Below are 26,719 nucleotides of genomic sequence, written 5' to 3'. Positions count from 1 at the left end.
GCTTACAAAATATCAAGCACGGCCAAGCCGTGATCTCCGAAAAGGTGTTTTCATGTTTGATCTTCAGGACAAAATCGCTCTTGTTACGGGTGCGAGTGGCGGCATTGGTGCCGAAATTGCCAAGGCATTGCATGCGCAAGGCGCAACAGTTGTGATTCATGGCACTCGTGCCGAAAAGCTGGAGTCCTTGAAGGCCGAGCTTGGCGAGCGCGCCTTTGTGGTGACCGCAAACCTTGCCGATCGTGACGCGGTGACTGGATTGATTGATGCGGCCAGCACGGCTGCTGGTGGGCCAATTTCGGTTCTGGTAAATAATGCAGGCATCACCCGAGATGGGTTATTGATGCGGATGAAAGATGAAGATTGGGATGATGTTTTAGAGGTCAATATGACCGCAAGCATGATCTTATGCCGCGCCGCGATGCGGGGCATGATGAAGGCGCGTTCAGGCCGGATTATTTCGATTTCATCGGTTGTCGGGGTGACTGGCAATCCGGGGCAGGCAAATTATGCAGCGTCAAAGGCTGGCATGATTGGCTTTAGTAAATCATTGGCCGCTGAAGTGGCCAGCCGCGGCATTACCGTAAATATTGTTGCACCGGGCTTTATCGAAACACCGATGACGGATGTTTTGGATGAAGGGCAAAAGGCAAATTTATTGACGCGTGTTCCGGCTGGAAGGCTTGGTACGCCTGCGGAAATCGCCGCATCGGTGGTGTTTCTCGCAAGTGATGAAGCTGCCTATGTTACCGGAATGACAATGCATGTGAATGGCGGCATTGCGATGCTTTAAATTCGGTTTGAGCGCGTTATAGTGACAAACGGGGCTGGTATAAGATAAAAAACTATGTTATCTGCCGCCAACTTTCGAATTCTCCGGCCGGTCTTCCGGTCAAAATCTAAGCTTCTAAGAGGGGGCAACAATGAGCGATATCGCAGATCGTGTTAAGAATATTGTAGTAGAACATTTGGGTGTAGATGCTGATAAGGTTGTTGAAGGCGCAAGCTTCATCGATGATCTTGGCGCGGATAGCCTTGATACAGTCGAGCTGGTCATGGCATTCGAAGAAGAGTTCGGTGTTGAAATTCCTGATGATGCTGCCGAGCGTATCCTTACTGTGAAGGACGCTGTGTCGTTCCTCGAAGAAGCTGCTGCTTAACTTTCAGCGTTTCCAAAAATTTCGCGCTGTGCATGGCCGGTCGGGTGATGCACAGCCATCGATTTCCACCTGATTTTTCTGGAGGTTTGCCTTGCGCCGTGTTGTAGTTACCGGAATGGGAATGGTCACTCCGCTTGGATCTGGTGTTGACCATAATTGGTCGCAGATAATTGCAGGCAAAAGTGGCATTTCGCGCATCGAAAGTTTTGATGTGTCTGATATTTCTTGCCAAATTGCTGGTCAAGTGCCAGGGGCGGATGCCGTTGGCGGTCTTAATCTTGATGATTGGATCGACCCGCGCGAACAACGCAAACAGGATCGTTTTATCCAGCTTGGACTAGTCGCTGCTTGTCAGGCCATCGAGGATTCGGACTGGAAGCCGCAAGATCGTGAATCGCAGAACCGTACCGGCGTCATGATCGGATCGGGCATTGGCGGTCTCGAATCGATCGTGAAAACCGATCAGCTTATGAACGAAAAAGGGCCGCGGCGGATCAGCCCGTTCTTCATTCCGTCGGCGCTGATCAATCTTATCTCAGGTCATGTATCCATCCGCTATGGTTTTCGCGGGCCTAATCATGCTGTTGTGACGGCCTGTTCAACGGGCGCGCATGCCATTGGTGATGCGGCGCGCATGGTCGCGCTTGATGATGCCGATGTTATGGTCGCTGGCGGTGCCGAGGCGGCGGTTTGCCGTATTGGCATGGCAGGATTTGCCGCTGCACGCGCTTTGTCATCAAGCTATAATGATACGCCCGATGTGGCGTCACGCCCGTGGGACAAGGGCCGTGATGGATTCGTTATGGGCGAGGGCGCGGGCATTGTTGTTCTCGAAGAATTGGAACATGCCAAGGCGCGCGGTGCAAAAATCTATGGCGAAATCAAAGGCTATGGCCTGTCGGGTGACGCGCATCATATTACCGCCCCTGCCGAAGATGGCGATGGTGGTTTCCGTGCGATGCAGGCGGCGTTAAAGCGCGCCGGACTTGCGCCAAGTGATATTGATTATGTGAATGCACATGGCACATCAACCCCGCTTGGCGACCTTATCGAAGCCAAAGCCGTTGCACGGCTTCTTGGTGATGCGGCGGCAAATGTGTCGATTTCTTCGACAAAAAGTGCAACCGGCCATCTGCTGGGTGCGGCCGGTGCGATCGAAGCCATTTATGCAATCAAAACAGTGCAAACTGGTGATTTACCGCCAACATTGAATTTGAATGATCCGGAAGATCAGGTTGCTGATTTTGATCTTGTGCCGTTAAAGTCGCGTCACCGCAAAGTGCGTAACGCGATGTCAAATTCATTTGGCTTTGGCGGCACGAATGCATCGCTTATCATGGGTGAGGTTACCTGATGTCTTCGCCTGCCGTCCGGATATTATCCCGGTCGGCGATCATGATTGTGCTGCTTGGCTGTATCATTTCGGCTGGCGTTTATGTCTGGCATGACCGAATGCTGCATGCAGCTGGCCCACATCAGCAGGATGTTTTGGTTATTGTCGAGCCCGGCGATGGGCATCCAGTGCTGCGATCAACATTGAACCGCGCTGGGGTGATCCATCAAATTTACCATTATGACGCGGCGCGTTTGTTTGCTGGCAATCGGTTTTTGCCAAAAGCTGGTGAATTTCTGCTGCCAGCAAAATCCAGCCTTAGCCAAATCATGTCAATCATTCATCAAGGCTTTAGCTATCAACGCCGCTTGACGATTGTTGAAGGTTTGCGAAGCGCTGATATCGTTCGGATCATCACTGATTTACCGCATTTGACGGGCACGATCGAAACCATGCCGGATGAGGGGAGTTTGCGCCCTGAAACCTATTTCTATACCCATGCCACCGCGCGGGATGATTTGATTAACAGGATGCAGCAGACCCAGCAGATTGCCCTTGCCGAAGCGTGGGTTGATCGGGCTAAGGGTCTGCCTTACAAAACCCTGCAAGACGCGCTGATCATGGCATCAATCATCGAAAAAGAAGCATCGGTAAATGCTGACCGGCGTCTTGTGGCGGCGGTATTGGTGAACCGACTCAAACGCGGCATGCGGCTGCAATCTGATCCAACGGTGCTGTATGAGGCGGCTGCCAGCCCGCAATCGCCAATTCCGATTACCAAAACCCATCTGAAAACAAAAACACCGTGGAATACATATGTCATCAAAGGCTTGCCGAAAACGCCAATCTGTAACCCGGGTGAAGAGTCACTTAATGCAGCGTTAAATCCGGCTGATAGCGATTATCTGTATTTCGTATCTGATGGCAAAGGTGGGTTACGATTTGCTAAAACACTGGACGAGCATAACCGCAATGTAAGATTATTCAGAAAATTTGAAGCCGCAGCGAAAAAGGACAAGGCACAATGACCAAAAACGCACCACCAGCCTCTGATCATCAAAATGGTCTTGGCGGCCGAAGAGGGCTGATGCTTGTCCTGTCATCACCATCTGGCGCGGGGAAGACCTCAATTTCACGGCGGCTTCTGGCCGAAGATGATGATCTGGAATTGTCGGTTTCGGCGACAACACGAAAGCGGCGTCCGGGCGAGGTTGAGGGCAAGGATTATCATTTTGTCACTGCCGATGATTTTCATCTGATGATCAATAATCGCGAGATGCTGGAATATGCAAAGGTATTTGATCATTATTATGGCACGCCTGCAGCGTCGGTGATGGCTGCCCTCGGCGAGGGGCGCGATGTGCTGTTTGATATTGATTGGCAAGGCACCCAGCAGCTTGCCGATGCAAGCCGCGAAGATCTGGTGTCGGTATTTATTTTGCCGCCATCAACACGCGATCTGGAAAAACGGTTGTTAAGCCGCGCCCAAGACAGTGCTGACGTTGTTGCGTCGCGAATGGCCAAAGCGTCGGATGAAATCAGTCATTATCGCGAATATGATTATATCTTGGTCAATGCTGATCTTGATCAGGCCGTCAAAGAGGTTCGGGCGATTTTGCAGGCCGAACGGCTGCGCCGTGATCGGCAGATTGGCCTTACCGATTTTGTGAAACGGCTTCGCGCTGGCTATTAGGCGGTTTGTTTTACGGCCGCTTTGGCCAGCAGTGCCAGCTTGCAAAACGCTTCAATATCAATCTCTTGCGGTCTTTTTTCTGGGTCAATCCCAGCAGCGTTCAACAGCGTTTCACCACCAATTTTTTTCAGCGAGCTTCGCAGCATCTTGCGTCGCTGACCAAAAGCAATGCGGGTGATATCTTCAAGCGCCTTTTGGCTGCAGGGATAGCGTGGCGCGTCCAGCGGGACAATCTGCACAATTGATGAGGTGATTTTTGGCGCTGGCACAAAAGCCGATGCTGGCACGTCAAATAAAATCTCGCTATCGGCAAGCCAGCCGGTCAGAACGCTAAGCCGTCCATAGGCGGTGTCGCCGGGCTTGGCGGTGATGCGTTCGGCCACTTCGCGCTGAAACATCAAGGTCATTGACGCAAAGGCGTTGGCATGGCCAAGCCAGCTGATCAGCAATGTTGTGGCGATATTATATGGCAAATTGGCAATGATTCGCCGTGGCGCGTCGCCCATCTCCCAGATCGCACTGCTCATGGCATCGGCTTCGATCAGGCTGAGGCGTGAACAGGCGGCGCTGGTCAATCCGGCAAGAACATCGGCGGCGCGGCGATCTTTTTCAATGGCGATCACATGGTCAGCACCTTCAAGAAGCAGGGCGCGGGTTAATCCCCCGGGGCCCGGGCCAATCTCTATCGTTGTTCCTGATAAAGTGCCAGCCGAACGCGCAATTCTGCGGGTTAGATTCAGGTCAAACAGGAAATTCTGCCCAAGCGATTTCCGGGCGCGCATATCCATTGAATCGACAAGCTGGCGCAGGGGCTGTAAAGCCTCAATCCGCTCGATCATCTGTTGCTTATCAGTCATCTATACCAATCATTGATCCCTTTATCGGGATCATGTTGTGGCGGGGGGCAATCGGGCATTAATCCGCCTTCTTTTTCTGGCTGTTATCCGCGAAATTGCGCGCCATTTTGATTGCTGCGATCAGGCTGTCAGCACGGGCAATGCCGCGGCCAGCAATATCAAGTCCGGTGCCATGATCTGGCGATGTTCGGATGAAATCAAGGCCAAGTGTCACATTAACCCCGCCAAAGAAATCAATTGTTTTCAGTGGAATAAGAACTTGATCATGATACATGCCCAAAACCGCATCATAGGTTTTGCGCGCTTCGCTGTGAAATAAAGTATCGGCTGGGTGTGGTCCTGTCGCGTTGACTCCCTCGGCCTGAAGCTTAGTAATCGCGGGTAGGATAATTTGGGTGTCTTCATTCCCCATATTGTCGTTTTCACCAGCATGCGGGTTGAGGCCGCAAACCGCAATATGCGGGTTATTAATGCCAAAATTGGCTTTTAAACTGGCATGAAGAAGCTGGCATTTTTCAATGATCATCGCTGTTGAAATGGCAGCGGGAACCTTGTTCAGGGCGATATGGATGGTCGCAGGCACAACCCGCAATTCATCACAAGCAAGCATCATAAGGGGCGCGCCAGCAACAGGTTTTGATAGGCTGGCAAGAAATTCAGTATGGCCAGGATAGGCAAAGCCAGCATCATAAAGGCTTGATTTCTGTATGGGGTTGGTCACGATCCCGGCGGCAGTTCTTGATTGGCTCCAAAGCGCGGCTTGCCGGATAGCGTCGATCACCTGCGGCGCATTAGCCGGATCTGGCACGCCAGCAATCGGCGCTGCTTTCCATGAAATGGGGATGACATGCAGATCTTGGCTACTGCTGTCAAAAGAGGCTGGATCGTCAATTTCACGAATCTTGGCAGTGATACCAAGTGACGCTGCCATTTGCGCGATTTGCGCTGGCTGCTCAATTAGGCAAATATCGCTGATCCCGCCTTGCCATGCTTTTAGTGCAATTTCAGACCCAATACCTGCGGGTTCGCCGGGGGTGATAAGCAAAGGGCGGTTTATCATTGGATTATGAATTGGTTTCAATAATTGCTGAACGACGCAGCCGCAGTAGATAGCGTTCGGCAAGCGATCCAAAAATCTTGTCAAATTCAACCTGCAACACCTCGTCACGCGACGGCAGGGTGGTTTTTGGCGATATGCGATTGCATAGCATGAAAACACTGATGCCTTCGTTAAATGACAGGGGCTTGCTTGGAACGCCGGCTTTCAGGCCATTGACCAAAGCCTGCAAGGGGCGGTTGAAGGAGCCAAGGTTGATATTCTTGATCAAGCCTTGAATGCCTGAACCATAGGTTTGGTTCAGCGCCACAAGACCATCACAGCTATCGATCGATGCGGTGTCACGCTCAAGCTTTGCTGCAGCTTCCAGCTTGTCAGCATTGCTGGCGTCCTTGGACAGCGGATAAACCGCCCGTGCAAGGGTAATCATATCCTGACTTGGATCGGCAGCGCCATCCTGACGACGGCCCTCATTGCGAATCAAAACAACCAGCCCATCACGTTGAAGTGGTGCGCTGACCGCGCCAATCTTGGTCATTTTCACCTGCTCTTGAATATCATCAGGCAATTGATCAAGCATAACCCAGCCAAGCTCGCCGCCATTTGCGGCGGTTCCTGATGCGGAATATTGTTTGGCAATGGCGTTGAAGTTAGCGCCGTTATTCACCGCTTTGATAATTTCATTGGCCAGAACAAGGGTGCGGTCAAGTGGGCGATTTGGTTCGGGAAGAAGAATGATTTCGCTTAGCTTGACTTGTGGTTGTTTTGCGTTGGCTTCGATGCGGCTAAGGACCTTATCGACAATTATGTCTAATTCAGCAAATTTGGTTTGAAATTTGAACCGGATGACTTCGCCCCACACAATATCGGTTATGAATTTTTGCTGGATATTGCCGCTATCAATGCCTTTTTCACGCAGGCTTTGTGAACCGGTCTTGCCATTTGCCGCAAAATTCTCATCAACCAGATTGCGGGCGGGTTCGCGGCTTCTTTGGGCAAGCGTTGGGTCAAGCGCAGCGGCAGCGTCCAGTTTCAAGATTTCGTCAATCAGCATCTGTGTTGCATCTTGCTTAATCTGGGCGCGGTTTTTCGGCGTATCTTCCAGGCTCGTTACCATGCGTAAAAAGGCGGCGCGCTGGTCGACCTGATAATTGGTAATGGCTTTGCCATTTACCTTGGCAACAATTTCCAGCGCAGCATTGGCTTGCGACATGCCAGTGCCCAGCATAAATAGCACGCAAAAGGCCAATATCAGGTTTGTTTTTTTCAGCATCGCAATCATGGTTTCTAATTTGTTCAAGACGTTACAGATTGAGGGTGGCAAAGCCCGCCGGATCACATCAGTTTCTACCACTATAAATCAGCTTTCATCGGTTCGGGCAAGGATAATGGCACCAATCAAAGAGATGGCAATTACTGGTGTCCAGGCGGCAACCGACATTGGCACTTGCAAGGATGAACCCAAAATTTGCATGAAATAGCTAAAGATGAAAATCACAATTGCCAGAAACACGCCGCGCAGAAACAAACGGCTTCGCCGACCGCGCGAAACATTGGTCAAGGTCACGCGCGCTGCAAGCATGGCAATCCCAACCATCAATAATGGCACTGATAATGTTTTATAAAGGTGAAACCGATATTCGCTTGCCGGAATCCCCGCCCGTTCAAGCGCGTCGATAAAGCCCGGTAACAGATAGACCGAAATTGATTGGGGGCGAAGGCCGGATTGTCGCAGATCAAGCGCATCAAGGCCGGTTGGCAAAAGCAAACTGCCAAGATCGGTTTTTTGCCCATCTGTTTGCCATCGTGACGCGCGATCCAGCATCCAGCCCTTATCGGTTAATTGCATGCTGCCAGCTTTATAAAGCGCTTTCATATGGATATTATCATGATAGAGATAAATGACCGGATTAATAATGCTTGCCGTCTCGGCATTTAGGGCGTCACCGCGGATAATCAATTTTCCGCTTTCCAGCTTGTCGCGAAGCCATATTCCACTGGTCGAGACCGAAAAATTACTATCTGACTCACCAAAAATTTTGGCCATTTGCGCCTCGTGGCGTTTCGATGTGACCGCCCCGATCGGGTTGATGACGGTGACAAGAAGCATGCCAATGATAAAGGCTGAAAACAGGGCTGGACTCAAAGCGGCCCAGACCGATTGACCGAAACCACGAACCGCAACAAATTCATTACTGCGGTTCCATGATGAAAAACACAGCATCGCCCCTGCCAACATGGCAAAGGGCAGGATCATTTCAATGACCGCTGGCAAGTTTAACAGCGCCATTTTGAGGAAATTAATATCGGGCGGGGAAGATGTTAAAACGCTTACACGGCGGACAAGTTCGACCGTTTGAATCAGGCTGATAATCGAGGCGAGGCTCAGAAGGAAAAGTGTGATCCAGCTGACAAAACGCAAGGCTAAATAACGAAACAGGGTTCCAAATGGCGCAAATTGGCTCATGTCAGTGGCTCATTTTGTACTGTTTCATCGATTGTTTCACGCGGTTGGCGAAGCAGCCAAAATGCGATGATGATTGGCGCGAACACGCTTAGATGAATAAAGGGCCAAAGATTGGCATTATTTGTTACCCAACCGCGTGATACCACCACGGCAACAATAACCAAAACACAAGCGCCGATATTCAGACTTGCTCGTCTTGTCCATAAATCGCGTCTGATCTGACCGCGTAAAATAATGGCCGCTGACAATAGGGCTAGGCCTAGCCCTAGCCACGGCGATGCAATGCGGTAATGGCCTTCGGCATGCCGCTGAAGATAATATTGCGGAGAATGGACGGCATCCGGCGACAGCAAATTGCTGATACTGTCTTCATTGATATCGATTGTTGCGCGCTCGGTTTGTTGGCTGCCGTTGCGGGTGATTGTTAATGAATGTGTATCAAACAGCAAAACAGCGCCACTTTGGCCTTCGGCATTGCGCTCGGACCGTTCGCCATTTTGCAAGATCAGGGTAGGGCTGCCATCACGTTCGATAAATTCGCCCGATTGCGCGGTCATCGTGATGATCCGGTTATTGATACGGGCATCATGGATGAACAGATCGCGCATGATATCATTGTCATCACGCGACCCGATGAACATTGTCATGTCATCAACAACCTCGACAAACACGCCGTCACGAAGCAGAATTGTTGGAATGCTGTTCCGCAATTTGAATTGCAGATCTTTATAAACGCCAAAAGATGTTGGCAAGATATAGACAGTATTGACCGCCAGAAAGGTCGTTAGAAAAATACCAAGCGCAATTGGTGCCTTGGCAAGCTGCAGCGGGCTAAGGCCAATTGATTGCATCACCAATAATTCACGATCGGCAAGAATGCGGCTAAACACCCAATTTACGGCAATAAATCCAGATATCGGAATGGCGATCATCAGCCATAGCGGCATTGATGCAACCGACATTACCAGGAAGTCACCAACTGCCGCGCCGCGATTCACCACCAATTCAAGAATGCGGATTGTTTGAAACAGCCAAATGATCCCCACAAGCACTAATGTTAGTGCCAGTGTGGTTCGTAAAAGCTGATTGAAAATATACAGATTAAACTGCATACAAGACCCCATCCATTGCCATTGGCTTCAATAGCACAAATGGCCATATAATTGCAAAACCTATAGCATGACCAAATTGGTCGGATTGACAGTCACGGCCGCTGCCTGTTCTAACTAGATAAACCCATAGTTCGGAGACGACAAAAAAATGCCTGTTAAATTACAGCTAAGCTTCGCAAAAACCGCGCCAAAGGGCGATTTCACCACGATTTGTTTGATTGGCAAAAATGGGGAAATTATTCCGCATCTGGAAAAGGATGTTGCTGCCTATCTGATTGCGGCGATGGCCACAGCACAATTTACCGGTAAATCTGGCAAAAGCTTGGTGATTTATGCTGATCAAAACAGCTATTTGCTGATCGGCACTGGTGACAAGCTGGCGGCGGGTATCGAGGCCGAAAATTTAGGCGGAAAGCTGTTTTCGGCGCTTAATGGAACCGCGTCAAAGCGCGGCTGGCTTCCTGATCATAAATTGGATGATGCTGTTCTGGCTGATATTTGTTTTGGCGCAAATTTGGCGTCTTATCATTTTGACAGCTATTTCACGGATAAGGGCAAAGATGATGTCAGCGTTCAGCTTGCTGTTGGTGATGATGCGTTAAATGCCGACAGTGCCTTGATCAAAGACCGACAGGCGCTTGCCAATGGTGTGTTTTTGGCGCGTGATCTTGTGTTTGAACCAGCTAATAAATTATTTCCTGCTGAATTTGCGTTACGCTGTTCGGCACTTAGCGCGCTTGGTCTTGAGGTCGAAATCCTTGACGAAGCGGCGATGGAAAAGCTGGGAATGGGTGCCCTTTTGGGGGTCGGGCAGGGTAGCCGGCGCGATTCCTTCATGGTGGTGATGAATTGGAAAGGCGGCGGTGATGAAGCGCCCTTTGCCCTCGTTGGAAAGGGCGTCACCTTTGATACGGGCGGCATTTCGATAAAACCTGCCAAAGGCATGGAAGATATGAAATGGGATATGGGCGGCGCGGCGGCAGTAACCGGCGCAATGTGCGCCATTGCTGGCCGGAAACTGACAAAAAATGTTGTTGGCGTCATTGGCCTTGTTGAAAATATGCCTGATGGTAACGCCCAGCGTCCGGGCGATGTTGTGACCGCAATGTCGGGCAAGACCATTGAAGTGATTAACACTGATGCTGAAGGTCGGTTGGTGTTGGCCGATGCGCTGCATTACACCGAAACCCGCTTTAAACCCGAGGCAATGGTTAATCTGGCAACATTGACTGGCGCAATCATCGGGTCGCTTGGCAAGGAATATGGTGGGCTGTTTGCCAATAGTAATGATCTGGCCAAACAATTGGTCGCCGCAGGCGAGGCCACTACCGAAGGGCTTTGGCAGATGCCGATGGGGCCAGCCTATGATCGCATGCTGAAATCGCATATTGCCGATATGAAAAATATCGGTGGGCCTTGTGGCGGTGCGATCACAGCTGCCTGCTTTCTGGCAAGATTTGTTGAGAAAACCCCATGGGCGCATCTTGATATCGCTGGCAAGGCATGGTCGGACGCGGCAACTGCCATCGTGCCAAAAGGTGGCACTGGATACGGGGTGCGATTGCTAAACCGGTTAATTGATGATTGGCAGGGTGCCACAATTTTGGAGCAGGCCGATGAGGCTGATGGATAAAAACAAAACTTATGCGGCAGATTGATTTTTATCAAATAGGCCAAGCCGGATTGGAGCCGGTGCTTTTGATGCTGCTGAAAAAGACACTTGCGGCAAAAAAGAAAGCCTTAATCCTATGTCCGATGCCAGCGGCAAGCGCCCTTGATGACGTGCTTTGGAGCCATGATGCCGGATCATGGATTGCTCATGGTCTAGACGATGCCGATGGTGCTGACCATTGTCATGTTTGGATTTCGACTGATATGGCTGCCAATCCGATAAAGGCGGAATTTTTGTTCCTGCTTCATGGCAGTGTGCCAACGATATGGGACGGCATTGGCCGCAGTTTCTATCTGTTTGACGGGCGCTCGGATGCGCAATTGCAACAGGCGCGCGATCAATGGAAAGAATGGCAGGACCTCGGCGACAGTAAATTGGGCTATTTTTCTCAAAATGCCCAAGGCGGATGGGACAAGATGGCCTAAATTTGGATGAATTTGCCGAGGGCTGGCGGTCTTTCTGCCATGCAACTGATTTTTGGCTTGTGCCATGGCCAGTGCTTGCCGTATTAAGGCGGCATATATCCCAGCTTGAAAATCGGTGTGGCTGTGCGCCATGCCCTGTAAAACCAAAGGACGCATAATGGCTCTCGAAAGAACCTTCTCAATCATTAAACCTGATGCGACCCGCCGTAATTTGACCGGCCAGATCAATGCCCGTCTTGAAGCGGCTGGTCTTCGTATTGTTGCACAAAAGCGGAAACAATTAACCCAAGGCGAAGCCGAAGCTTTTTATGCTGTTCACGCCGAACGCCCATTCTACAAAGATCTTGTTGCCTTTATGACATCGGGTCCAGTTGTTGTTCAAGTGCTTGAAGGTGAAAACGCCGTTCTTGCCAATCGTGAAGTCATGGGCGCAACAAACCCAGCTGATGCAGCTGATGGCACAATCCGTAAGGATTTTGCCGAATCAATCGAGGCCAATTCGGTTCACGGTTCAGACAGCCCAGAAAATGCGGCCATCGAAATTGCTTACTTCTTTGCCGGATGTGAAATCACATCATAGAGCATCATTGATGACTATTAAAAAAGGCGGAGTTTTGCTCCGCCTTTTTTGATCTGAATAGATGCCGATAGAGCAAATTCAAAGCTAGATCAGCGTTGCCGCCATGATCACCAGCGTCGCGATAATCGCGATTATGCTGATTTTCGCCGCAAACATAAAATTTTGATAGATTTGCAGATGCGCCTTGTCCTGCTTGTCAAGAGATTTTGTGTCCATGGTAAATGCCTTTTCCCCAAAACGATATGCTAGTGGGCTGATTGACCTGCAACGCCCCATATCGCCATATAAATCATCCTAGATTTATGACCGAATAAGCGGGGCAAATCAACTGGACATTTTGACGATTTTATCGGCGCGACGAAACATCAGGCCAAATCACGCTCAGGCCAAATCACGCAAGGCGCTAAAATATTTTGCATTTCTGCTGGAGCGGTGGCCAGCGTTTTTGCATCCCAGATAACCCCTTCGGGTAACAGCGTCACATTCTGCGCGGCCAAGCTGAGCAAAACAAACGGATAAATTTGATGCTCAAGCTGAAGAACGCGGCCAGCAAGTATCTTGGCAGTGTCGGTTTCTGCAACCGCCAGTGACGCTTGCAGAATCAGCGGCCCGTCATCAAGCGCGGCATTGACCAGATGGATTGATACGCCATGTGTTTTAACGCCAGCATCAATGGCACGTTGATGCGTGTCCAGCCCTTTGAAGGCAGGCAATAATGACGGGTGGATGTTAATCAGTTTTCCGGCAAATTGATCAACAAAAACAGACCCTAAAATAGCCATATAACCTGCCAGAAACACATAATCAGCATGGCAATCTTCGATGGCGGATGCGATGGCGGCATCATGCGCAAGGCGGTTGTCAAAATCGCTTCGTTTCACCACTTTGGTTGCAAGTCCCCGCGATGCGGCAAGGGCAATGCCGTCACAATCCTTATTGCTAATCACAAGGGCGATTGCAGCATTAATTTGATATTTTTCAATGGCATCAGCAAGGCACAGCATATTGCTGCCACGCCCTGAAATGAGTATGGCAAGCCGGATCATGCCTGCTCAAGCCAGTGGTCGTTATTTTCCAGATTGACAGCATCACCGCCATCACGGCTGACAAGCTTACCGATTATCAGGGCGTCAGGCTCAGGGCCATTTTTCAAGGCCTGAAGAACGGCATCGGCCTTATCGGCCTTGACATAGATGATCAGGCCGATTCCACAATTGAATGTGCGCGCCAGTTCAAAAAGTTCCATCCGGCCTTGGTCGCGAAGCCAGCCAAATACCGGCGGTAAAGGTGCGGCAGCGCAATCGAGCGTGAATGCCAGCGTGTCATCATAAACGCGCGGCGGATTTTCGATAAGACCGCCACCAGTCACATGAACAATGCCATTCACACCACCCGTTGCAAGCGCGGTTGCCGCTGCCTTTTGGTAAATGCGTGTTGGTGCCATCAATTGTGCGCCAAGGCTGCCTTGATCAGGGGCAAAGGGTGCTGGCGCATCGAGTGCGGCACCCGATATTTCAATGATTTTGCGAACCAGTGAAAAGCCGTTGGAATGAACGCCTGATGAGCGAAGACCAATCGCCACATCTCCCGATTTTGGCTGGCCGGGTGATAATAATGTGCCGCGTTCGGCCGCGCCAATGCAAAAACCGGCAAGATCATAAGTGCCAGCCGGATACATGCCTGGCATTTCGGCTGTTTCACCACCAATCAGAGCGCAATCGGCCTCGACACAACCATCGGCAATACCAGCAATAACTTCAACAGCCATATCGCGTTCTAATTTTCCTGTAGCAAAATAATCAAGGAAAAACAGTGGCATTGCACCTTGAGCCAAAATATCATTTGCACACATGGCAACAAGGTCAATGCCAACGCCGCGATGTAGTCCGGTGGTTTTGGCAAGTTCCAATTTGGTGCCAACCCCATCGGTGGCTGCAACCAAAATGGGGTCATGGAAGCCGGCTGCCTTGGTATCAAACAGACCGCCAAACCCGCCAAGGTCGGTGCTGGCACCAGCGCGTTTTGTGCGCTTGGCATGCGGGGCAATATCACCAATCAGCGCATCGCCTTCATCAATATCCACGCCAGCGTCGCTATATTTCAGGGATTTAGGTTGTTTTTGTCCACTAGACATGCTGGCCTCGATGATCAGGAATGATATAACACTTTTAGTAATTACGTTCGGCAGTTTCAAAACTGGCAGAGAATCAACCCGCATAATAGGTATTGGACGACATGCGCGCAGCATTTATCTTTCACTTAATCACACTATTTCGTTACCCGTCCAGACTGCTGGTGGTTTTGGTGCTTGGCCTTGCCATCAGTGAACCGGCTTTGGCGGCCAATAATCGTTGTAATGAGCCGATATTTGGTGTTGCTGGCATTCGCATTGACCAACGCGCCGAAAATGCATCAAAAGCGCGCGATATGGGAATTCGCAATGCTGCCGAACGCGCCTTTGCAATCGTTCTGGATCGATTGCTGCCAAACGCCGAAGGCCAGGCGCAATTCATGGCGGCACATGATCTCGATAATTTTTCCGATTTCACCCATATTGTCGAAGAAAATAATCTGGAACAACGCTATATCGCGACGCTGGATTTCTGTTTTGACGCGGCACGGCTGCGCCAAGCGATGATCGCTGCCAGATTGCAATGGTCGGAACTGCAAAGTCCGCCCATTTTGGTTGTGCCTGTCTGGAAGGGCCCAGATGGTGCGCGGGCGTGGTATCGTGACAATAAATGGCTTGCGGGGTGGTGGGATGCGGTGGCGTCATATAGCGGCCTGTTAGCATTGCGCCAGCTTGATCGTAATTTGATTAATGAGCGCCAGTTTCGCGGTGAAGATCTAGCCGATGCCAATTCGGTCAAATTGGCTGCTGCTGCCAGCCTTGTCAAAGCCGAACAGATAATGGTGGTGATGGCCGCCCTCGATTATGATGGCTCAAAGCCGGTCATCACGATTACCGCACGGCTATTTGATAAAAATGGTCAATTGCTGACCGATATTCTCTCTGGCGATCAGATGGTATTGACCAATCTGGATCAGGATGGTTTTGATGAAATGCGCCGGAAAATCATCGCCAAGATGGATTCAAGCTGGCATATGGCCAATCTGATTGATGGTGCTGTCGCTGATTATTTAACAGTTTTTATGCCCGTGTCGTCGGTCAATGACTGGGCAATGCGCCTAACGGCTTTGAATGAGGTGGCGGTGGTTCAAAGCTATGACATCTTGTCGCTTGATACAAAGGGCGGACAGGTTGTTTTGCGGCTTGTTGGATCGCGCGAAGCCTTAGGTAACGCGCTTGCCGCGCATAAGCTAGAGCTTGTCGATGATGATGGTCGTCTGCTGATCAAAGCCAAGCCGGAAAACAGCTAGGGCGATGGGTCAATTGCGATGAAACAATTACCGCTTGAATTGCCCTTTCGCCAAGTTGCCGAACGTGCTGACTTTATTGTCAGTGATTGCAATGCCTTGGCCGTGGCCTCAATCGACCAATGGCCGGATTGGCGGGGCAGTTGTCGGGCGCTAAATCTTGTTGGGCCATCAGGTGCGGGAAAATCGCATCTTGCGGCAATCTGGCAATCGCTTATCGGTGATAGCCATCACTTTGTGCGGTTAGAGGCAGAACAGATGCCACCCGATCCCACCTTTTATGTTTTTGACAATATCGAGTCCGATGACAAATGGAATGAAGAAGCCTTGTTTCATTTTTTCAATCGCTGTGTGGCAGATCAGGGCGGGTTGCTTTTGCTGTCACAAACGCCTGTTGGACAAATGAATTGGCGATTGCCCGATTTGCGGTCACGCATGCGGGCGGTAAATATGGCGCGTATTGATTTGCCTGATGATGATTTGCTTTACGCGCTTTTGGATAAATATTTTGCTGATCGGCAAATGCTGGCATCGCCATCACTGTTGACTTATCTTGTGGGGCGCATGGAACGGTCATTCAGTGCGGTTCAAAACATTGCCAGCGCGCTTGACCGCCGATCCATGGCCGAACGCAAACCACTGTCGGTGTCGCTGGCGCGCGCCATGTTTGACGAATTGCCATAGCTGGGCGCCATGGCTATATCTGCCTAGCCGTTATTTTTGATTAGAATGATACGACCTTTTTTGACGGCAAGGGCAATTTCACCCTGTTTCAGGCGCAATGCCAGATCACCAAAAATTTCGCGCCGCCACCCATTCAATGCGCGGATCGGTGCGTCATCATCGCTTGCCAGCAATTCCAATTCTTCGGCTGAGGCAATCAATCTTGGCGCGATATCATGCTTGTCGGTCACATGTTTCAGCAGCACCCGAAGAAGCTCCATCACCGCGGCAGGTGGGTGTTTTGCCGGGCCGCGTTTTTCTGCCTCGGGAAGTGATGATGACGGCATGGCGGCAACCATGTCCAAAACCTTGCTGATTGGGGCAACCAGCTTGCCATCTTTGCCACCCGGAAAATTGCGGATGTTGGCATAATCTTTTCGGTCTTTCGGGTTCGATCCGGCAAGATCAATCAAGGTTTCGTCACGGATTACCCTGTTTCTTGGCAAATCACGACTTTGCGCTTCTCTTTCACGCCATGCTGCTAGATGCATCAGGCGCAATAATGGTGCCGGACGCATATTCCGCACCTTGAGCTTTTGCCATGCGGCATCGGGCGCGGTGACATAAGTCGCCGGATCATTTGATTTGGCATATTCTTCATCAAGCCAATGGCTGCGGTTTTCGGCTTCCAGCTTGCTGCGCATCAGGGGATATAATTCCGCAAGATAGATCACATCATCAAGCGCATAGACAATCTGGCGGTTGCTCAAGGGGCGTTTTGACCAATCGGTAAAGCGTGAAGTTTTATCGATATCATGGTTCAGCATAGCCTTGACAAGCTTGTCATAGCCAACTTGATCGCCAAGCCCGCAAACCATCGCCGCTATCTGGGTATCATAGATTGGCTCAGGCAGACTGCCCATCAGATGCAAAAAGATTTCCATATCTTGATTGCCAGCGTGAAACACTTTGGTGATATTTTGATTGCGCATCAAATCCCAAAGTGGGTTTAAATCAAGATTGGGGGCAAGCGGGTCAATCGCAACAGCATCAACGCCATCGCTGATCTGTATCAGACATAATTGAGGATAATAGGTGCGCTCGCGCAGAAATTCGGTATCGATCGCCAAAAATTCGGCATTTTGATATTGTGTTAAGATTGCGTTCAGTTCTTCATTTGTGGCGATAGGCGGTGCCGCTTTTGGCACATTTGCGTCATCGCTGCTCGCTTGGCTGGCTCGTCGTTTCATTAATTACCTCGCTTTACACCGGATGATATACGGCAAAAAGCACGCTTCTGAAAGGCAAACCTATTGATTTCGTCGAATAGCGCTCTTAAATCTTATGCATGATAAAAATTCAAAACCCATCTGAAAAGATCAAAAACGCCACAACAGCCATCGTGATTTTGGTAGGCGCTCTCGGCCTTGGCAATCAGGTTGTTGCCGCAACGGTGACGCCGCATCGCGCATTTTATGAAATGCAGCTTGGTGTCGCTGACCAGAACTCAAATGTGCAATCCGTTAGTGGCCGATCGGCATTTACGCTTGATCGTGATTGCGATGGATGGCGTTCTAACGAAGAATATCTGATTGAATTCGGCGGCCAAGAAGGCAGCCGTGACCGGATTTTGTCGCGCTTTGAATCATGGGAATCCGACAAAGGCGACATGTATAGTTTCGAGATCAGCGAAAATAGCAGCTTTGAAGCGGCAAAAGATTTTGGTGGCTTTGCCGAAATAAAAACTGGCGGCGGCGATGCGTATTTTTCAATGGCTGATGAGGTGGCGTTGGCTTTACCAGCCGACACTTATTTTCCGATGCGGCATTTGAATGCCATTATTGATAGCGCCGAAAATGGCAAAACCATGCTTGCCGCGTCAGTATTTACCGGTGCCAAGCCTGATGATGCGCTGTTGTCGACCAATACGGTTATTGGCGGGTGGCGCGGCGAAGTGGCGGCCATTCAGATGGGTGAATTTGGCCAAGATGGCTATTGGCCAGTTCAGGTTGCCTATTTCAAACCAGCGGCGACAGCGGCCGCACCTGAGTATGAAATTCAATATTCGATGCAGCCAAATGGCGTGATTCGACGATATGTCATTGATTATGGTGATTTTACCATCATTGCCAAATTGTTAAAGCTGGAAAGCGTCGAAACGCCAACCTGTCCCTAAGTGCTGATTGTGATCGCAATTGACATGGTGATGGCTAGATGGCCGGATCGGTGGCGAGACAGGCTGTGCCTTTGGCCAGCGTAAACGCGTCTTGATTGGCTTTTTGCAATTTCGTTTCATTGCGTTCAACCAAAAGATAGCCGGGCCATTTGCGCGGCACATTCTGGTAAAGCCGGTCAAGACCGGCAAGGCGGCCTCCAAGAATAATCACATCAGGATCAAACATATTGATGATCATCGCCGTGGTTCGGCCAATGCGGTCATCCAAGACCTGCAAAACGCTTGACGCGACCAGATCGCTGGCATCGGCGGCGGCGGCAATCGCTTTGATATCAAGGCGTGTCTGGGTGATATTGTGATACTCGGTTTCCAATCCGCCAAGCGACAAAAAACAATCAAGGCACCCTTTGCGTCCACACCAGCAATCGCGTCCATCAAGTTCGTGCGGCACTGGCCAGGCAAGTGGGGTATGACCCCATGCGCCAACAGTGCGGTTGGCACCGCGCCATAGCTTTTGACCAAAGGTCACGCCGCCAAAAACATGATTATCCAGATAAAGAGCGCAGGCAACGGCACTATCTTTTGCTGCGCCAAAACGGCTTTCATAAAGGGCGAGGGCTTGTCCGGGGCTTGCCAAGGCAACAGCACGTCCTAGGCTAGCTTGTAGATTTGCTTTTAAATCTGCACCAGCAAGACATTTCAGGCCGTCAGGCGGGCTTGGCTGGCCGATAAAGCCGCCTTGTGCGCTAACCGCAATCGACTGGGACAGGTCGGGATGCGCTGTGGCCGCATTTGCAACCAGAGAACCACAAATTTCCAGCAAATTGGACATTTTGTCATGGTCAAGGCTGTGACTATCTTGCCAAACAAAATCACCGCCATCGTTTAGGATGGCGGCGTTTATCACGCTATTGTCAATTGATAGCCCTAAATACATATCCGGCCTTTTGGCCCGATTGTCAGGCTATTTGATTTTTGATTTGCGGAAGATGACATGCTTGCGTGCGCGTGGGTCATACTTCTTTAGCTCAAGCTTTTCAGGCTTGGTGCGAGGGTTCTTTTTGGTCACATAAAAGTAACCAGTGTCAGCTGTGCTTACGAGTTTGATTTGCAGGGTCGCTGGCTTCGCCATGACACATACTCCTAAATTAAGGGTCTTTGGTTGGACCCGTCTTGGAAAACTGCGCGCAAATTGGGGTAAATCGCAACAAATGTCAAGCGCAGATCATCGTCTTTTTCGTTTCGACCCTTTGCCATGCCCTGACGCATTGCGGCCATTGCCCGACTTTGTTCTGTTACCACGCCCCGATGTGTTGGCACCATGTTTTTTTGCGTATTTTGCTGATTTCCGGCCAGATATCTCGCTTTGCAGGCCGCCTTCAACCCATTCCAAAAGAATGCCGCCTGATACTGGTGTGACCTCGGTCACTTTGACCCGCAAAGACAGCCCCATGACAAAGCGCCAACCATTATGCCGCCCATCGAGCGATTGCGCCGCTTCATCATAGTCATAAAAATCGTCAGGAAAGCCGTTCAGCGGCAATAATCCGTCAGCGGCACCATCTTCAAGCCGGACAAAAGCCCCAAAACCGGTAATGGCGACAATTATGCCATCAACCACCGCGCCAAGCCGCGCTTCAAAAAGGGCAGCAGCAAATCGGTCAATGGTACGGCGTTCGGCTGCGGCTGCATTGGCCTCGGTTTCGGAAATATGCGTGCAAATTTCGGCAATCTGGTCAAGCGACATGCCTTTCAAGCCGTCCTTTGGACCGGTTTTTCGGCCCGCGGCGGCATCGACAAGCGAACGATGGACAAGCAGATCAGCATAACGCCTGATTGGCGAGGTGAAATGTGCATAATTGCGAAGTGATAATCCGAAATGCCCGATATTATCGATGCTATAGACAGCTTTTGCCTGACTTCGCAATACCGCTTCATTCACCGTTAATGCATCAGGAGTGTTTTCGGCAAGCGCCAGAACCTTGTTGAAATGATGGGGGCGAAGCACCTGTCCGGTGGTGAAATTGCCGCCAACAGATTCGGCAAGCTTGGAAAGGTTGGCCGCTTTTTTAGGGTCAGGCGTGTCATGAACGCGAAAGACACACGGTTGGCGGCTGGCAATCAAACTATCGGCCGCGGCGACATTGGCCGCAATCATGAAATCTTCGATTAAACGTTGCGATTCGGTTTGCGACCTTTGGGAGATGGCAATGGCTTTGCCGGTTTCATCCATAACAACGCGGCGTTCCTTCAGGTTCAGCGCCAAGGGTTCGCGGTCTTGCCGGTCTTGATTAAGCGCCCGCCATGCACCGAACAATGCGTGAAGGCAGCCATGCGGCACATCGCAATCAGCCTCATCCATTACCCCATCAAAAACCGCCTGAACCTGATCATAGGTTAATCGGGCATGTGACCGGATCAAGGCGCGTTCAATATGATGCGATAGGCGTTTGCCATTTTTATCAATCTGGATTTCGGCAACCATCACCGCGCGGTCTTCATGCGGCCGCAGCGAGCAAAGATCATTCGAGATCGCCTCGGGAAGCATTGGCACAACACGATCGGGAAGATAAACCGAATTGCCGCGTTTGCGCGCTTCCTGATCAAGCGCGCTGTCAGGGCGGACGTAATGCGACACATCAGCAATGGCAATAAGAAGACGCCAACCGCCATTTTCGGCTGGTTCGGCAAAAACCGCATCGTCAAAATCCTGCGCATCAGCCCCGTCAATCGTCACAAGCGGATGATCGCGAAGGTCACGCCGGCCTTTTATCGGCGGAATCTTTAAGCCCTGTGACTCGCTGGTTGCTGCATCGGGAAATTGATGTCTGATGCTAAATTCGGCAAGGGCTAGCGCGCTGAAAGCACCAGGTGATCCGGCATTGCCAAGATTGGTGATAACCCGTGCATTTTTGCCAATATAACCGCGTGAGGGCAGTAATTCAGCCTCGACCAGATCGCCAGCCTTGAGGGTGATTTTATCATGTGCCGATAAAACAAGGCTGTCACGTTTGCCACGATCGGCCGGTTGCAGGCGAAACCCTTTGCCGGCGGGAACAACAACGCCAAAAAGACGCTTTTGCTGGCGATCAAGAACGCGGATGATGCGCGCCTCATATAAGGCGGGACCAACACGGGCAAGGCGGGCAAGTACCTGCTGGCCAACAGCGGGCGCACGTCCTGCGCGGCGGCTTAGAATGACGCGAATTTCAGGCTGGTTTTCGCCGTCATTTCCAACCTGACGCGCCATGCCATCGCCATTATCGTCAAATTCGGTGAGTTCAAGAACGGCTATTTCAGGCAATGTGTCGGGGGCGGCAATGCCGCGGCGATCGCCGGCAAGAATGCCGCGTTCGGCCATATCGCGCAGCATCCGGCGCATCGAGGCGCGATGATCCTGCCCAATTTTAAAGGCGCGCGTGACATCGCGAAGGCTTGGCGGGACAGCGCAGCTGTTAATATAGTCAAGAACCGATGCCTCATCGGGCATAGCCAGTTTTTCCGGCGCATTATCTGGGCGGGAGTCACCCGGTTTACGCGCCATTTAGACCGCTTTCTGCTTGTCAGCGGTTTTTTTGGCAGCGGTTTTTTTGGCGGTAGCTTTTTTGGTCGCTGTCTTTTTGGCGGTGGCTTTTTTCTTCGGTGCCGCTTTTTTTGCGGTTGCGGGGCCTTTGGCTGCCTTGGCGGCCAGCAAGTCTAGCGCGGTTTCAAGGCTGATATCTGCAATGTCATGCGCTTTGCCCAAGGTGGCACGAAGCTTGTTATGTTCGACATAGGGGCCGAACCGGCCTTTTTTGACATGAACTTCACCGCCCGATGGATGCGTGCCAAGCAAGCGTCCAGCCTTTTTGGCGGCTTCAGCAAGAAGATCAACAGCACGGTTGATGCCGATTTCAAGAACGTCATCATCGGGCGCAAGACTGGTAAATTTGCCCTGATATTTTAAATAGGGACCAAACCGGCCAAGACCAGCTTGGATCATATCACCGGTTTCGGGGTGCGGCTCGATATCGCGTGGCAACGCCAGCAAGCCAAGTGCGGCTTCTAAATCCAGCGATGATGCGCTTGTGCCTTTTGGCAAGGAGGCGCGTTTTGGTTTTTTGGTTTCAGGGTCGCCAATTTGCACATAAGGCCCATAAGGTCCGTTCCGCAAATAGACAGGGAGACCCGAAACCGAATCAGGCCCAAGCTCTTTATCGGTCAGGGGCGCGTCGCCATCAGCATTGTCATTCTGGCTTGCTAGCTGGCGGGTGAATTTACATTCTGGATAATTCGAACAGCCAACAAAGGCACCGAATTTGCCAAGCTTTAGCCCAAGACGCCCATTATCACAATTCGGACAGCTTCGTTTCAATGCGCCAGTTTCATCAGCCTGAAAGAAATGTGGCCCCAATTCTTCGTCAAGAACATCAAGAACATTGGTGATGGTTAAATCTTTGGTGCCATCAATGGCAGTTTTGAAATCACCCCAGAAATGCGCTAGCAGCGTTTTCCAATCAAGATTGCCAGCCGATACTTCATCAAGCTGGGTTTCAAGCTGGGCAGTGAAATCATATTCAACGTAGCGATCGAAGAAATTGCCAAGGAAGGTCGAAACCAACCGGCCCCGATCTTCAGGTGTGAACCGGCCCTTATCCTTGATGACGTAATCGCGGTTTTGCAAAACCTGAATGATCGACGCATAGGTTGATGGACGGCCAATGCCTAATTCTTCCATCCGTTTGACAAGGCTGGCATCGGTAAAGCGCGGTGGCGGTTGGGTGAAATGCTGTTCCGGCGTGACACTATGAGTAGTAAGCTGGTCGCCTTTGGCCATGCTCGGCAAAAGGGCGGTATTATCGTCGCCATCACCATTAGCCCTATCGGCATTGCCATTGTCTTGGGCGGCGTCTTTGCTTTCGCGGTAAACCGATAAAAAGCCGTCAAAAACTATCACCTGACCGCTGGCGCGTAGGGTAACGCTGTTTGCCGCATCACCGATATCAATACCGGTCTGATCAAGCTCAGCTGATTGCATCTGGCTGGCAATGGCGCGTTTCCAGATCAATTCATAAAGCCGTGATTGGTCATGATCAAGAAAGGCGCGCATTTCATTGGGGTGGCGTGCAATTTCGGTTGGGCGGATCGCCTCATGCGCCTCTTGAGCGTTTGCCGCCTTGGTTTTATAGATACGCGGCGCATCTGGGAGATAACGCTTGCCGAAATTCTGGTCGATATTCTGGCGGATTGAGGCAATCGCTTCGCCGCCTAGCTGAACCCCATCGGTTCGCATATAGGTGATCAGGCCGGTGGTTTCGCTCCCAATATTAATGCCTTCATATAGTTTTTGCGCGATCTGCATCGTGCGGCTTGCGGAAAAGCCAAGCTTGCGCGAGGCTTCTTGCTGAAGGGTTGACGTGGTAAAGGGCGGTTGCGGATTGCGGCGCACGCGCTTGGTCTCGACCGATTGAACGGCAAGCTTGGCGGCTGAAATGGCAGTGACGGCTTGGGTGGCTTGGGCTTCGGATGTGATATCAAGCTTGCCAAGCTTGGTGCCGTCCAAATGGGTAAGCCGCGCCGTGAAATTGTCACCACTAGCAAGGCCTAGCGCCGCTTCAACACTCCAATATTCCTGTGACTGAAAGGCTTCGATTTCGGCTTCGCGTTCGCAAATCAGGCGCAGCGCAACCGATTGCACGCGTCCAGCAGATTTTGATCCTGGCAATTTGCGCCACAAAACGGGCGAGATCGAAAAGCCGACAAGATAATCAAGCGCACGTCGCGCCCGGTAAGCATCAATCAGCTCAACATCCAACTGACGCGGATTATCCATGGCGGCAAGGATCGCGGTTTTGGTAACCTCGTTAAAGACAACCCGTTCAACATCAACACCATCAAGATGTTTCGTGCCTTTTAGCTGTTCGAGAACATGCCAGCTAATGGCCTCGCCTTCGCGGTCAGGGTCAGTCGCAAGGATCAATTTATCCGCACCCTTCAGCGCGGTAATGATATCTTTTAGATGTTTTTCAGAGCCGCTTGAAATTTGCCATTTCATCTCAAAGTCATTTTCAGGCAGAACGGATCCGTCCTTGCTTGGCAAATCGCAAACATGACCATAAGACGCAAGCACCTTGTAGCCATCACCGAGGTAACGGTTGATGGTCTTGGCCTTGGCTGGAGATTCGACAACGACGACTTTCATCACTTGTCCCTACTATATTGTGAAGGGCTTGCGATAAAGGCAAAAATGGGTTTTGTCAAAATTTCTAATGGTTTTTTTGGAATTTAGCCTGTTTTGAGGGCAATTCAGCCTGATTGCATGGCTGGTTGACTGCTGGTATTTGCCACTGATGTTTTACTCAAAGCCATCAAAATTCAAATTGACGTGATACGCGATTGCCATAATGACGGGTTAACTGACCCGCCAATTCCAATTCAAGAATGACCGCCCAGACGACTGCAGATGGCTGGTCGCATCATGCAATTAAATTTTCAACACCAACCGGTTCGCCGCCAAGCCCTGAAATGATGATCTCGCGGCATTTTGAAATGTCTGCGTCGGTAAAAGTTGTTTGTGGCATTTCAATCCATATTGTTTTTTAGGGGGAATTTCAACGGTGCGGTGCTGGTCAACCGCGTCGATGATATCAGCCGCATTTTGCACAAGGGTTGCACCAACGCGGATAAGCTGGTTGTACCCATTTGATCTTGGATTAATTGGCGATCCGGGAATGGCCATCACCTCACTGCCGCGTTCGCCAGCCTCACGCGCGGTGATCAATGATCCTGATTTGGCCGCTACCTCGATCACCACAACGCCAAGTGCAAGGTTGGCGATAATTAGGTTTCGTGTTGGAAAATAACGTGGGGTCGGCGCGGTTCTTGAGCGCATTTCGGCCAAAAGCAATCCTTCATCAACGATTTGCTTAAACAGGGCGCGATTTTCCGGTGGATAGATAATATCAATGCCGCCAGCAATCACCCAAACCGTGCCCGTTGCCATAGCACCGCGATGGGCAGCGGCATCAATTCCGCGCGCCATGCCTGACACAATCTCGTAGCCTGCCTCGCCAAGTTCGCGCGCTAGCGTTTCGGCATGGCGAATGGCATTGATCAAAGCATTGCGCGCTCCAACAAGCGCAATCATCGGTTTATGCAGCAGATGCAAATTGCCCCGCGTCGATAAAGTGACCGGCGCGTCATCAAATTGAGCTAAACGAAGCGGGTAGGAATCGCTGTCCCGCCAGATCAGTTTGGCACCAGCATCGTCATTCGCAGCAAGTTTGGCCTTGGCATCGGCAAGGCTTGCGATCGATAGTTTGTGTTCCCTCACGCGCGGCAAGATCAGGAATCGCAGCAAGCGCAGCATGAGCGCTTCCATAACGCTGGATCAAAAGACTGAATGTCATTGGCCCGATATGGCGCGTTTGGATCAACTGGATCCGCGCTAGTTTTTCACGTTCATCCATGCCAAAATCTTAAAGGCACTAATTTAACAGACGGTTAACGGAAAAGGATTATCCCTTTGATCGGATGTTTTAGGATTTTTTTGCGCCAATTTTGGTTTCGGTACCCGAAAAAAGACGGCCAATATTCGTATGGTGACGAGTCCATACAATGCCGCCAAGCACCAGAATGGCAATTTTGATCATGTTGGAGTCAAGCAAGCCGAACCCCGCGACAACACAAGCCGCCATCGCCAATAATGCCGATAATGATGAATAGCGCGACAAAAACGCAGTCAACAGCCAGACAAACACAAAAACCGCACCAAGCCACAAATCAAGCGCGGCCATGACGGCAAGGCTGGTCGCAACGCCTTTACCACCATTAAATTTCAACCAAATCGGGAAACAATGACCAGCAACGACAAGAATGCTGGCAAGGGCTGTCAGGGCTGGCGTGGTTGTCTGACCAACAAGCCAAACCACACCGACACCTTTGCTGGCGTCACAAATCAAGGTTGCAATGGCTAGTTTTTTATTGCCGGTTCGCAGCACATTTGTTGCGCCAATATTGCCGGACCCGATTTGCCGAATGTCACCAGCACCAGCCAGTTTTGTCAAAATCAAGCCAAATGGAATGCTGCCAAGCCCATAGGAAAAGCACGCCACAAGAAAAAACGACCCGACATCATCAAACATTTAATTATCGTTCCTGATTAAAG

The 26,719-nt window shown here is 50.8% G+C and carries 28 protein-coding genes; 11 read left to right on the top strand and 17 right to left on the bottom strand.

Features of this window, described 5'->3' with window-relative positions; genetic code table 11:
* The first annotated feature begins 52 nt into the window (after positions 1–52).
* The 5 genes from fabG (at position 53) to gmk (ending at position 4,186) form a co-directional block, all read left to right on the top strand.
* Positions 53–793, top strand: a complete 741-nt coding sequence (gene fabG / locus ABXT40_RS06705; protein ID WP_443644858.1) for a 3-oxoacyl-[acyl-carrier-protein] reductase — start codon at positions 53–55, stop codon at positions 791–793.
* Between the two features lie 130 nt (positions 794–923).
* A complete protein-coding gene (locus ABXT40_RS06700) occupies positions 924–1,160 on the top strand; it encodes an acyl carrier protein (RefSeq protein WP_443644857.1) in 237 nt (78 codons plus the stop codon).
* Positions 1,161–1,251: 91 nt separating this feature from the next.
* The gene (gene fabF / locus ABXT40_RS06695; RefSeq protein ID WP_443644856.1) at positions 1,252–2,514 is read left to right on the top strand and encodes a beta-ketoacyl-ACP synthase II; all 1,263 of its coding nucleotides are present in this window, start codon (positions 1,252–1,254) and stop codon (positions 2,512–2,514) included.
* Positions 2,514–3,521 (top strand): endolytic transglycosylase MltG, encoded by a 1,008-nt coding sequence (gene mltG / locus ABXT40_RS06690; protein WP_443644855.1) that lies wholly within the window; start codon positions 2,514–2,516, stop codon positions 3,519–3,521. Before fabF ends, mltG begins: the two co-directional genes overlap by 1 nt.
* Complete coding sequence (gmk, locus tag ABXT40_RS06685) at positions 3,518–4,186, top strand: guanylate kinase (protein ID WP_443644854.1); 669 nt, start codon at positions 3,518–3,520, stop codon at positions 4,184–4,186. Before mltG ends, gmk begins: the two co-directional genes overlap by 4 nt.
* Here gmk and rsmA read toward each other — a convergent pair.
* From rsmA to ABXT40_RS06660, 5 genes are all read right to left on the bottom strand, one after another.
* Positions 4,183–5,043 (bottom strand): 16S rRNA (adenine(1518)-N(6)/adenine(1519)-N(6))-dimethyltransferase RsmA, encoded by an 861-nt coding sequence (rsmA, locus tag ABXT40_RS06680; RefSeq protein WP_443644853.1) that lies wholly within the window; start codon positions 5,041–5,043, stop codon positions 4,183–4,185. The genes gmk and rsmA overlap by 4 nt on opposite strands.
* Before the next feature lie 58 nt (positions 5,044–5,101).
* Positions 5,102–6,103: a 4-hydroxythreonine-4-phosphate dehydrogenase PdxA gene (gene pdxA, locus ABXT40_RS06675; RefSeq protein WP_443644852.1), complete on the bottom strand. Its 1,002-nt coding sequence runs from the start codon at positions 6,101–6,103 to the stop codon at positions 5,102–5,104.
* A 4-nt stretch (positions 6,104–6,107) separates the two neighbouring features.
* Positions 6,108–7,328, bottom strand: coding sequence for a peptidylprolyl isomerase (locus ABXT40_RS06670; RefSeq protein ID WP_443646974.1), 1,221 nt, complete (start codon positions 7,326–7,328; stop codon positions 6,108–6,110).
* A 132-nt stretch (positions 7,329–7,460) separates the two neighbouring features.
* Positions 7,461–8,567 carry an LptF/LptG family permease gene (locus ABXT40_RS06665; protein WP_443644851.1) on the bottom strand — a complete coding sequence of 369 codons (1,107 nt, stop codon included), beginning with the start codon at positions 8,565–8,567 and terminating at the stop codon, positions 7,461–7,463.
* On the bottom strand, positions 8,564–9,679 hold the full coding sequence (locus ABXT40_RS06660; protein WP_443644850.1) for an LptF/LptG family permease: 1,116 nt from the start codon (positions 9,677–9,679) through the stop codon (positions 8,564–8,566). Before ABXT40_RS06660 ends, ABXT40_RS06665 begins: the two co-directional genes overlap by 4 nt.
* A gap of 148 nt (positions 9,680–9,827) precedes the next feature.
* Between ABXT40_RS06660 and ABXT40_RS06655 the strand changes: the two genes are divergently transcribed.
* The 3 genes from ABXT40_RS06655 (at position 9,828) to ndk (ending at position 12,356) form a co-directional block, all read left to right on the top strand.
* Positions 9,828–11,312 carry a leucyl aminopeptidase gene (locus ABXT40_RS06655; protein ID WP_443644849.1) on the top strand — a complete coding sequence of 495 codons (1,485 nt, stop codon included), beginning with the start codon at positions 9,828–9,830 and terminating at the stop codon, positions 11,310–11,312.
* A gap of 11 nt (positions 11,313–11,323) precedes the next feature.
* A complete protein-coding gene (locus ABXT40_RS06650; protein ID WP_443644848.1) occupies positions 11,324–11,776 on the top strand; it encodes a DNA polymerase III subunit chi in 453 nt (150 codons plus the stop codon).
* A gap of 157 nt (positions 11,777–11,933) precedes the next feature.
* Positions 11,934–12,356, top strand: a complete 423-nt coding sequence (gene ndk / locus ABXT40_RS06645; RefSeq protein ID WP_443644847.1) for a nucleoside-diphosphate kinase — start codon at positions 11,934–11,936, stop codon at positions 12,354–12,356.
* 84 nt (positions 12,357–12,440) lie between these two features.
* Here ndk and ABXT40_RS06640 read toward each other — a convergent pair whose 3' ends face one another.
* From ABXT40_RS06640 to purM, 3 genes are all read right to left on the bottom strand, one after another.
* A complete protein-coding gene (locus ABXT40_RS06640) occupies positions 12,441–12,572 on the bottom strand; it encodes a hypothetical protein (RefSeq protein ID WP_443644846.1) in 132 nt (43 codons plus the stop codon).
* A gap of 149 nt (positions 12,573–12,721) precedes the next feature.
* On the bottom strand, positions 12,722–13,402 hold the full coding sequence (gene purN / locus ABXT40_RS06635) for a phosphoribosylglycinamide formyltransferase (protein ID WP_443644845.1): 681 nt from the start codon (positions 13,400–13,402) through the stop codon (positions 12,722–12,724).
* The gene (purM, locus tag ABXT40_RS06630) at positions 13,399–14,490 is read right to left on the bottom strand and encodes a phosphoribosylformylglycinamidine cyclo-ligase (RefSeq protein WP_443644844.1); all 1,092 of its coding nucleotides are present in this window, start codon (positions 14,488–14,490) and stop codon (positions 13,399–13,401) included. The genes purN and purM overlap by 4 nt, the downstream gene beginning before the upstream one ends.
* Positions 14,491–14,591: 101 nt before the next feature.
* On the opposite strand from purM, the gene ABXT40_RS06625 reads away from it, so the two are divergent.
* Both ABXT40_RS06625 and ABXT40_RS06620 read left to right on the top strand, forming a co-directional pair.
* Positions 14,592–15,737, top strand: a complete 1,146-nt coding sequence (locus ABXT40_RS06625; protein ID WP_443644843.1) for a hypothetical protein — start codon at positions 14,592–14,594, stop codon at positions 15,735–15,737.
* A gap of 18 nt (positions 15,738–15,755) precedes the next feature.
* Positions 15,756–16,418 (top strand): chromosomal replication initiator DnaA, encoded by a 663-nt coding sequence (locus ABXT40_RS06620; RefSeq protein ID WP_443644842.1) that lies wholly within the window; start codon positions 15,756–15,758, stop codon positions 16,416–16,418.
* A 23-nt stretch (positions 16,419–16,441) separates the two neighbouring features.
* Here the strand turns inward: ABXT40_RS06620 and rnd are convergent, their stop codons facing one another.
* The gene (rnd, locus tag ABXT40_RS06615; protein ID WP_443644841.1) at positions 16,442–17,647 is read right to left on the bottom strand and encodes a ribonuclease D; all 1,206 of its coding nucleotides are present in this window, start codon (positions 17,645–17,647) and stop codon (positions 16,442–16,444) included.
* Between the two features lie 98 nt (positions 17,648–17,745).
* On the opposite strand from rnd, the gene ABXT40_RS06610 reads away from it, so the two are divergent.
* The gene (locus ABXT40_RS06610; RefSeq protein WP_443644840.1) at positions 17,746–18,573 is read left to right on the top strand and encodes an EipB family protein; all 828 of its coding nucleotides are present in this window, start codon (positions 17,746–17,748) and stop codon (positions 18,571–18,573) included.
* Positions 18,574–18,607: 34 nt separating this feature from the next.
* Here ABXT40_RS06610 and ABXT40_RS06605 read toward each other — a convergent pair whose 3' ends face one another.
* From ABXT40_RS06605 to plsY, 8 genes are all read right to left on the bottom strand, one after another.
* Positions 18,608–19,510, bottom strand: coding sequence for an ROK family protein (locus ABXT40_RS06605; protein ID WP_443644839.1), 903 nt, complete (start codon positions 19,508–19,510; stop codon positions 18,608–18,610).
* A gap of 27 nt (positions 19,511–19,537) precedes the next feature.
* A complete protein-coding gene (rpmG, locus tag ABXT40_RS06600) occupies positions 19,538–19,705 on the bottom strand; it encodes a 50S ribosomal protein L33 (protein ID WP_443644838.1) in 168 nt (55 codons plus the stop codon).
* A 93-nt stretch (positions 19,706–19,798) separates the two neighbouring features.
* Entirely contained in the window at positions 19,799–22,117 is a 2,319-nt protein-coding gene (gene rnr, locus ABXT40_RS06595; RefSeq protein WP_443644837.1) for a ribonuclease R, read from the bottom strand.
* The gene (topA, locus tag ABXT40_RS06590) at positions 22,118–24,754 is read right to left on the bottom strand and encodes a type I DNA topoisomerase (RefSeq protein ID WP_443644836.1); all 2,637 of its coding nucleotides are present in this window, start codon (positions 24,752–24,754) and stop codon (positions 22,118–22,120) included.
* Between the two features lie 166 nt (positions 24,755–24,920).
* The gene (locus ABXT40_RS06585) at positions 24,921–24,986 is read right to left on the bottom strand and encodes a hypothetical protein (RefSeq protein WP_443646973.1); all 66 of its coding nucleotides are present in this window, start codon (positions 24,984–24,986) and stop codon (positions 24,921–24,923) included.
* 50 nt (positions 24,987–25,036) lie between these two features.
* Entirely contained in the window at positions 25,037–25,918 is an 882-nt protein-coding gene (gene dprA / locus ABXT40_RS06580) for a DNA-processing protein DprA (protein ID WP_443646972.1), read from the bottom strand.
* On the bottom strand, positions 25,821–26,021 hold the full coding sequence (locus tag ABXT40_RS06575) for a hypothetical protein (protein ID WP_443644835.1): 201 nt from the start codon (positions 26,019–26,021) through the stop codon (positions 25,821–25,823). Before ABXT40_RS06575 ends, dprA begins: the two co-directional genes overlap by 98 nt.
* A 69-nt stretch (positions 26,022–26,090) precedes the next feature.
* A complete protein-coding gene (plsY, locus tag ABXT40_RS06570; protein WP_443644834.1) occupies positions 26,091–26,696 on the bottom strand; it encodes a glycerol-3-phosphate 1-O-acyltransferase PlsY in 606 nt (201 codons plus the stop codon).
* Between the last annotated feature and the right edge of the window lie 23 nt (positions 26,697–26,719).

It is taken from the genome of Candidatus Ponderosibacter sp. Uisw_141_02 (assembly GCF_048087665.1).
Lineage (GTDB): Bacteria > Pseudomonadota > Alphaproteobacteria > Puniceispirillales > Puniceispirillaceae > UBA3439.
This window is presented reverse-complemented; position numbering and strand designations above follow the sequence as displayed.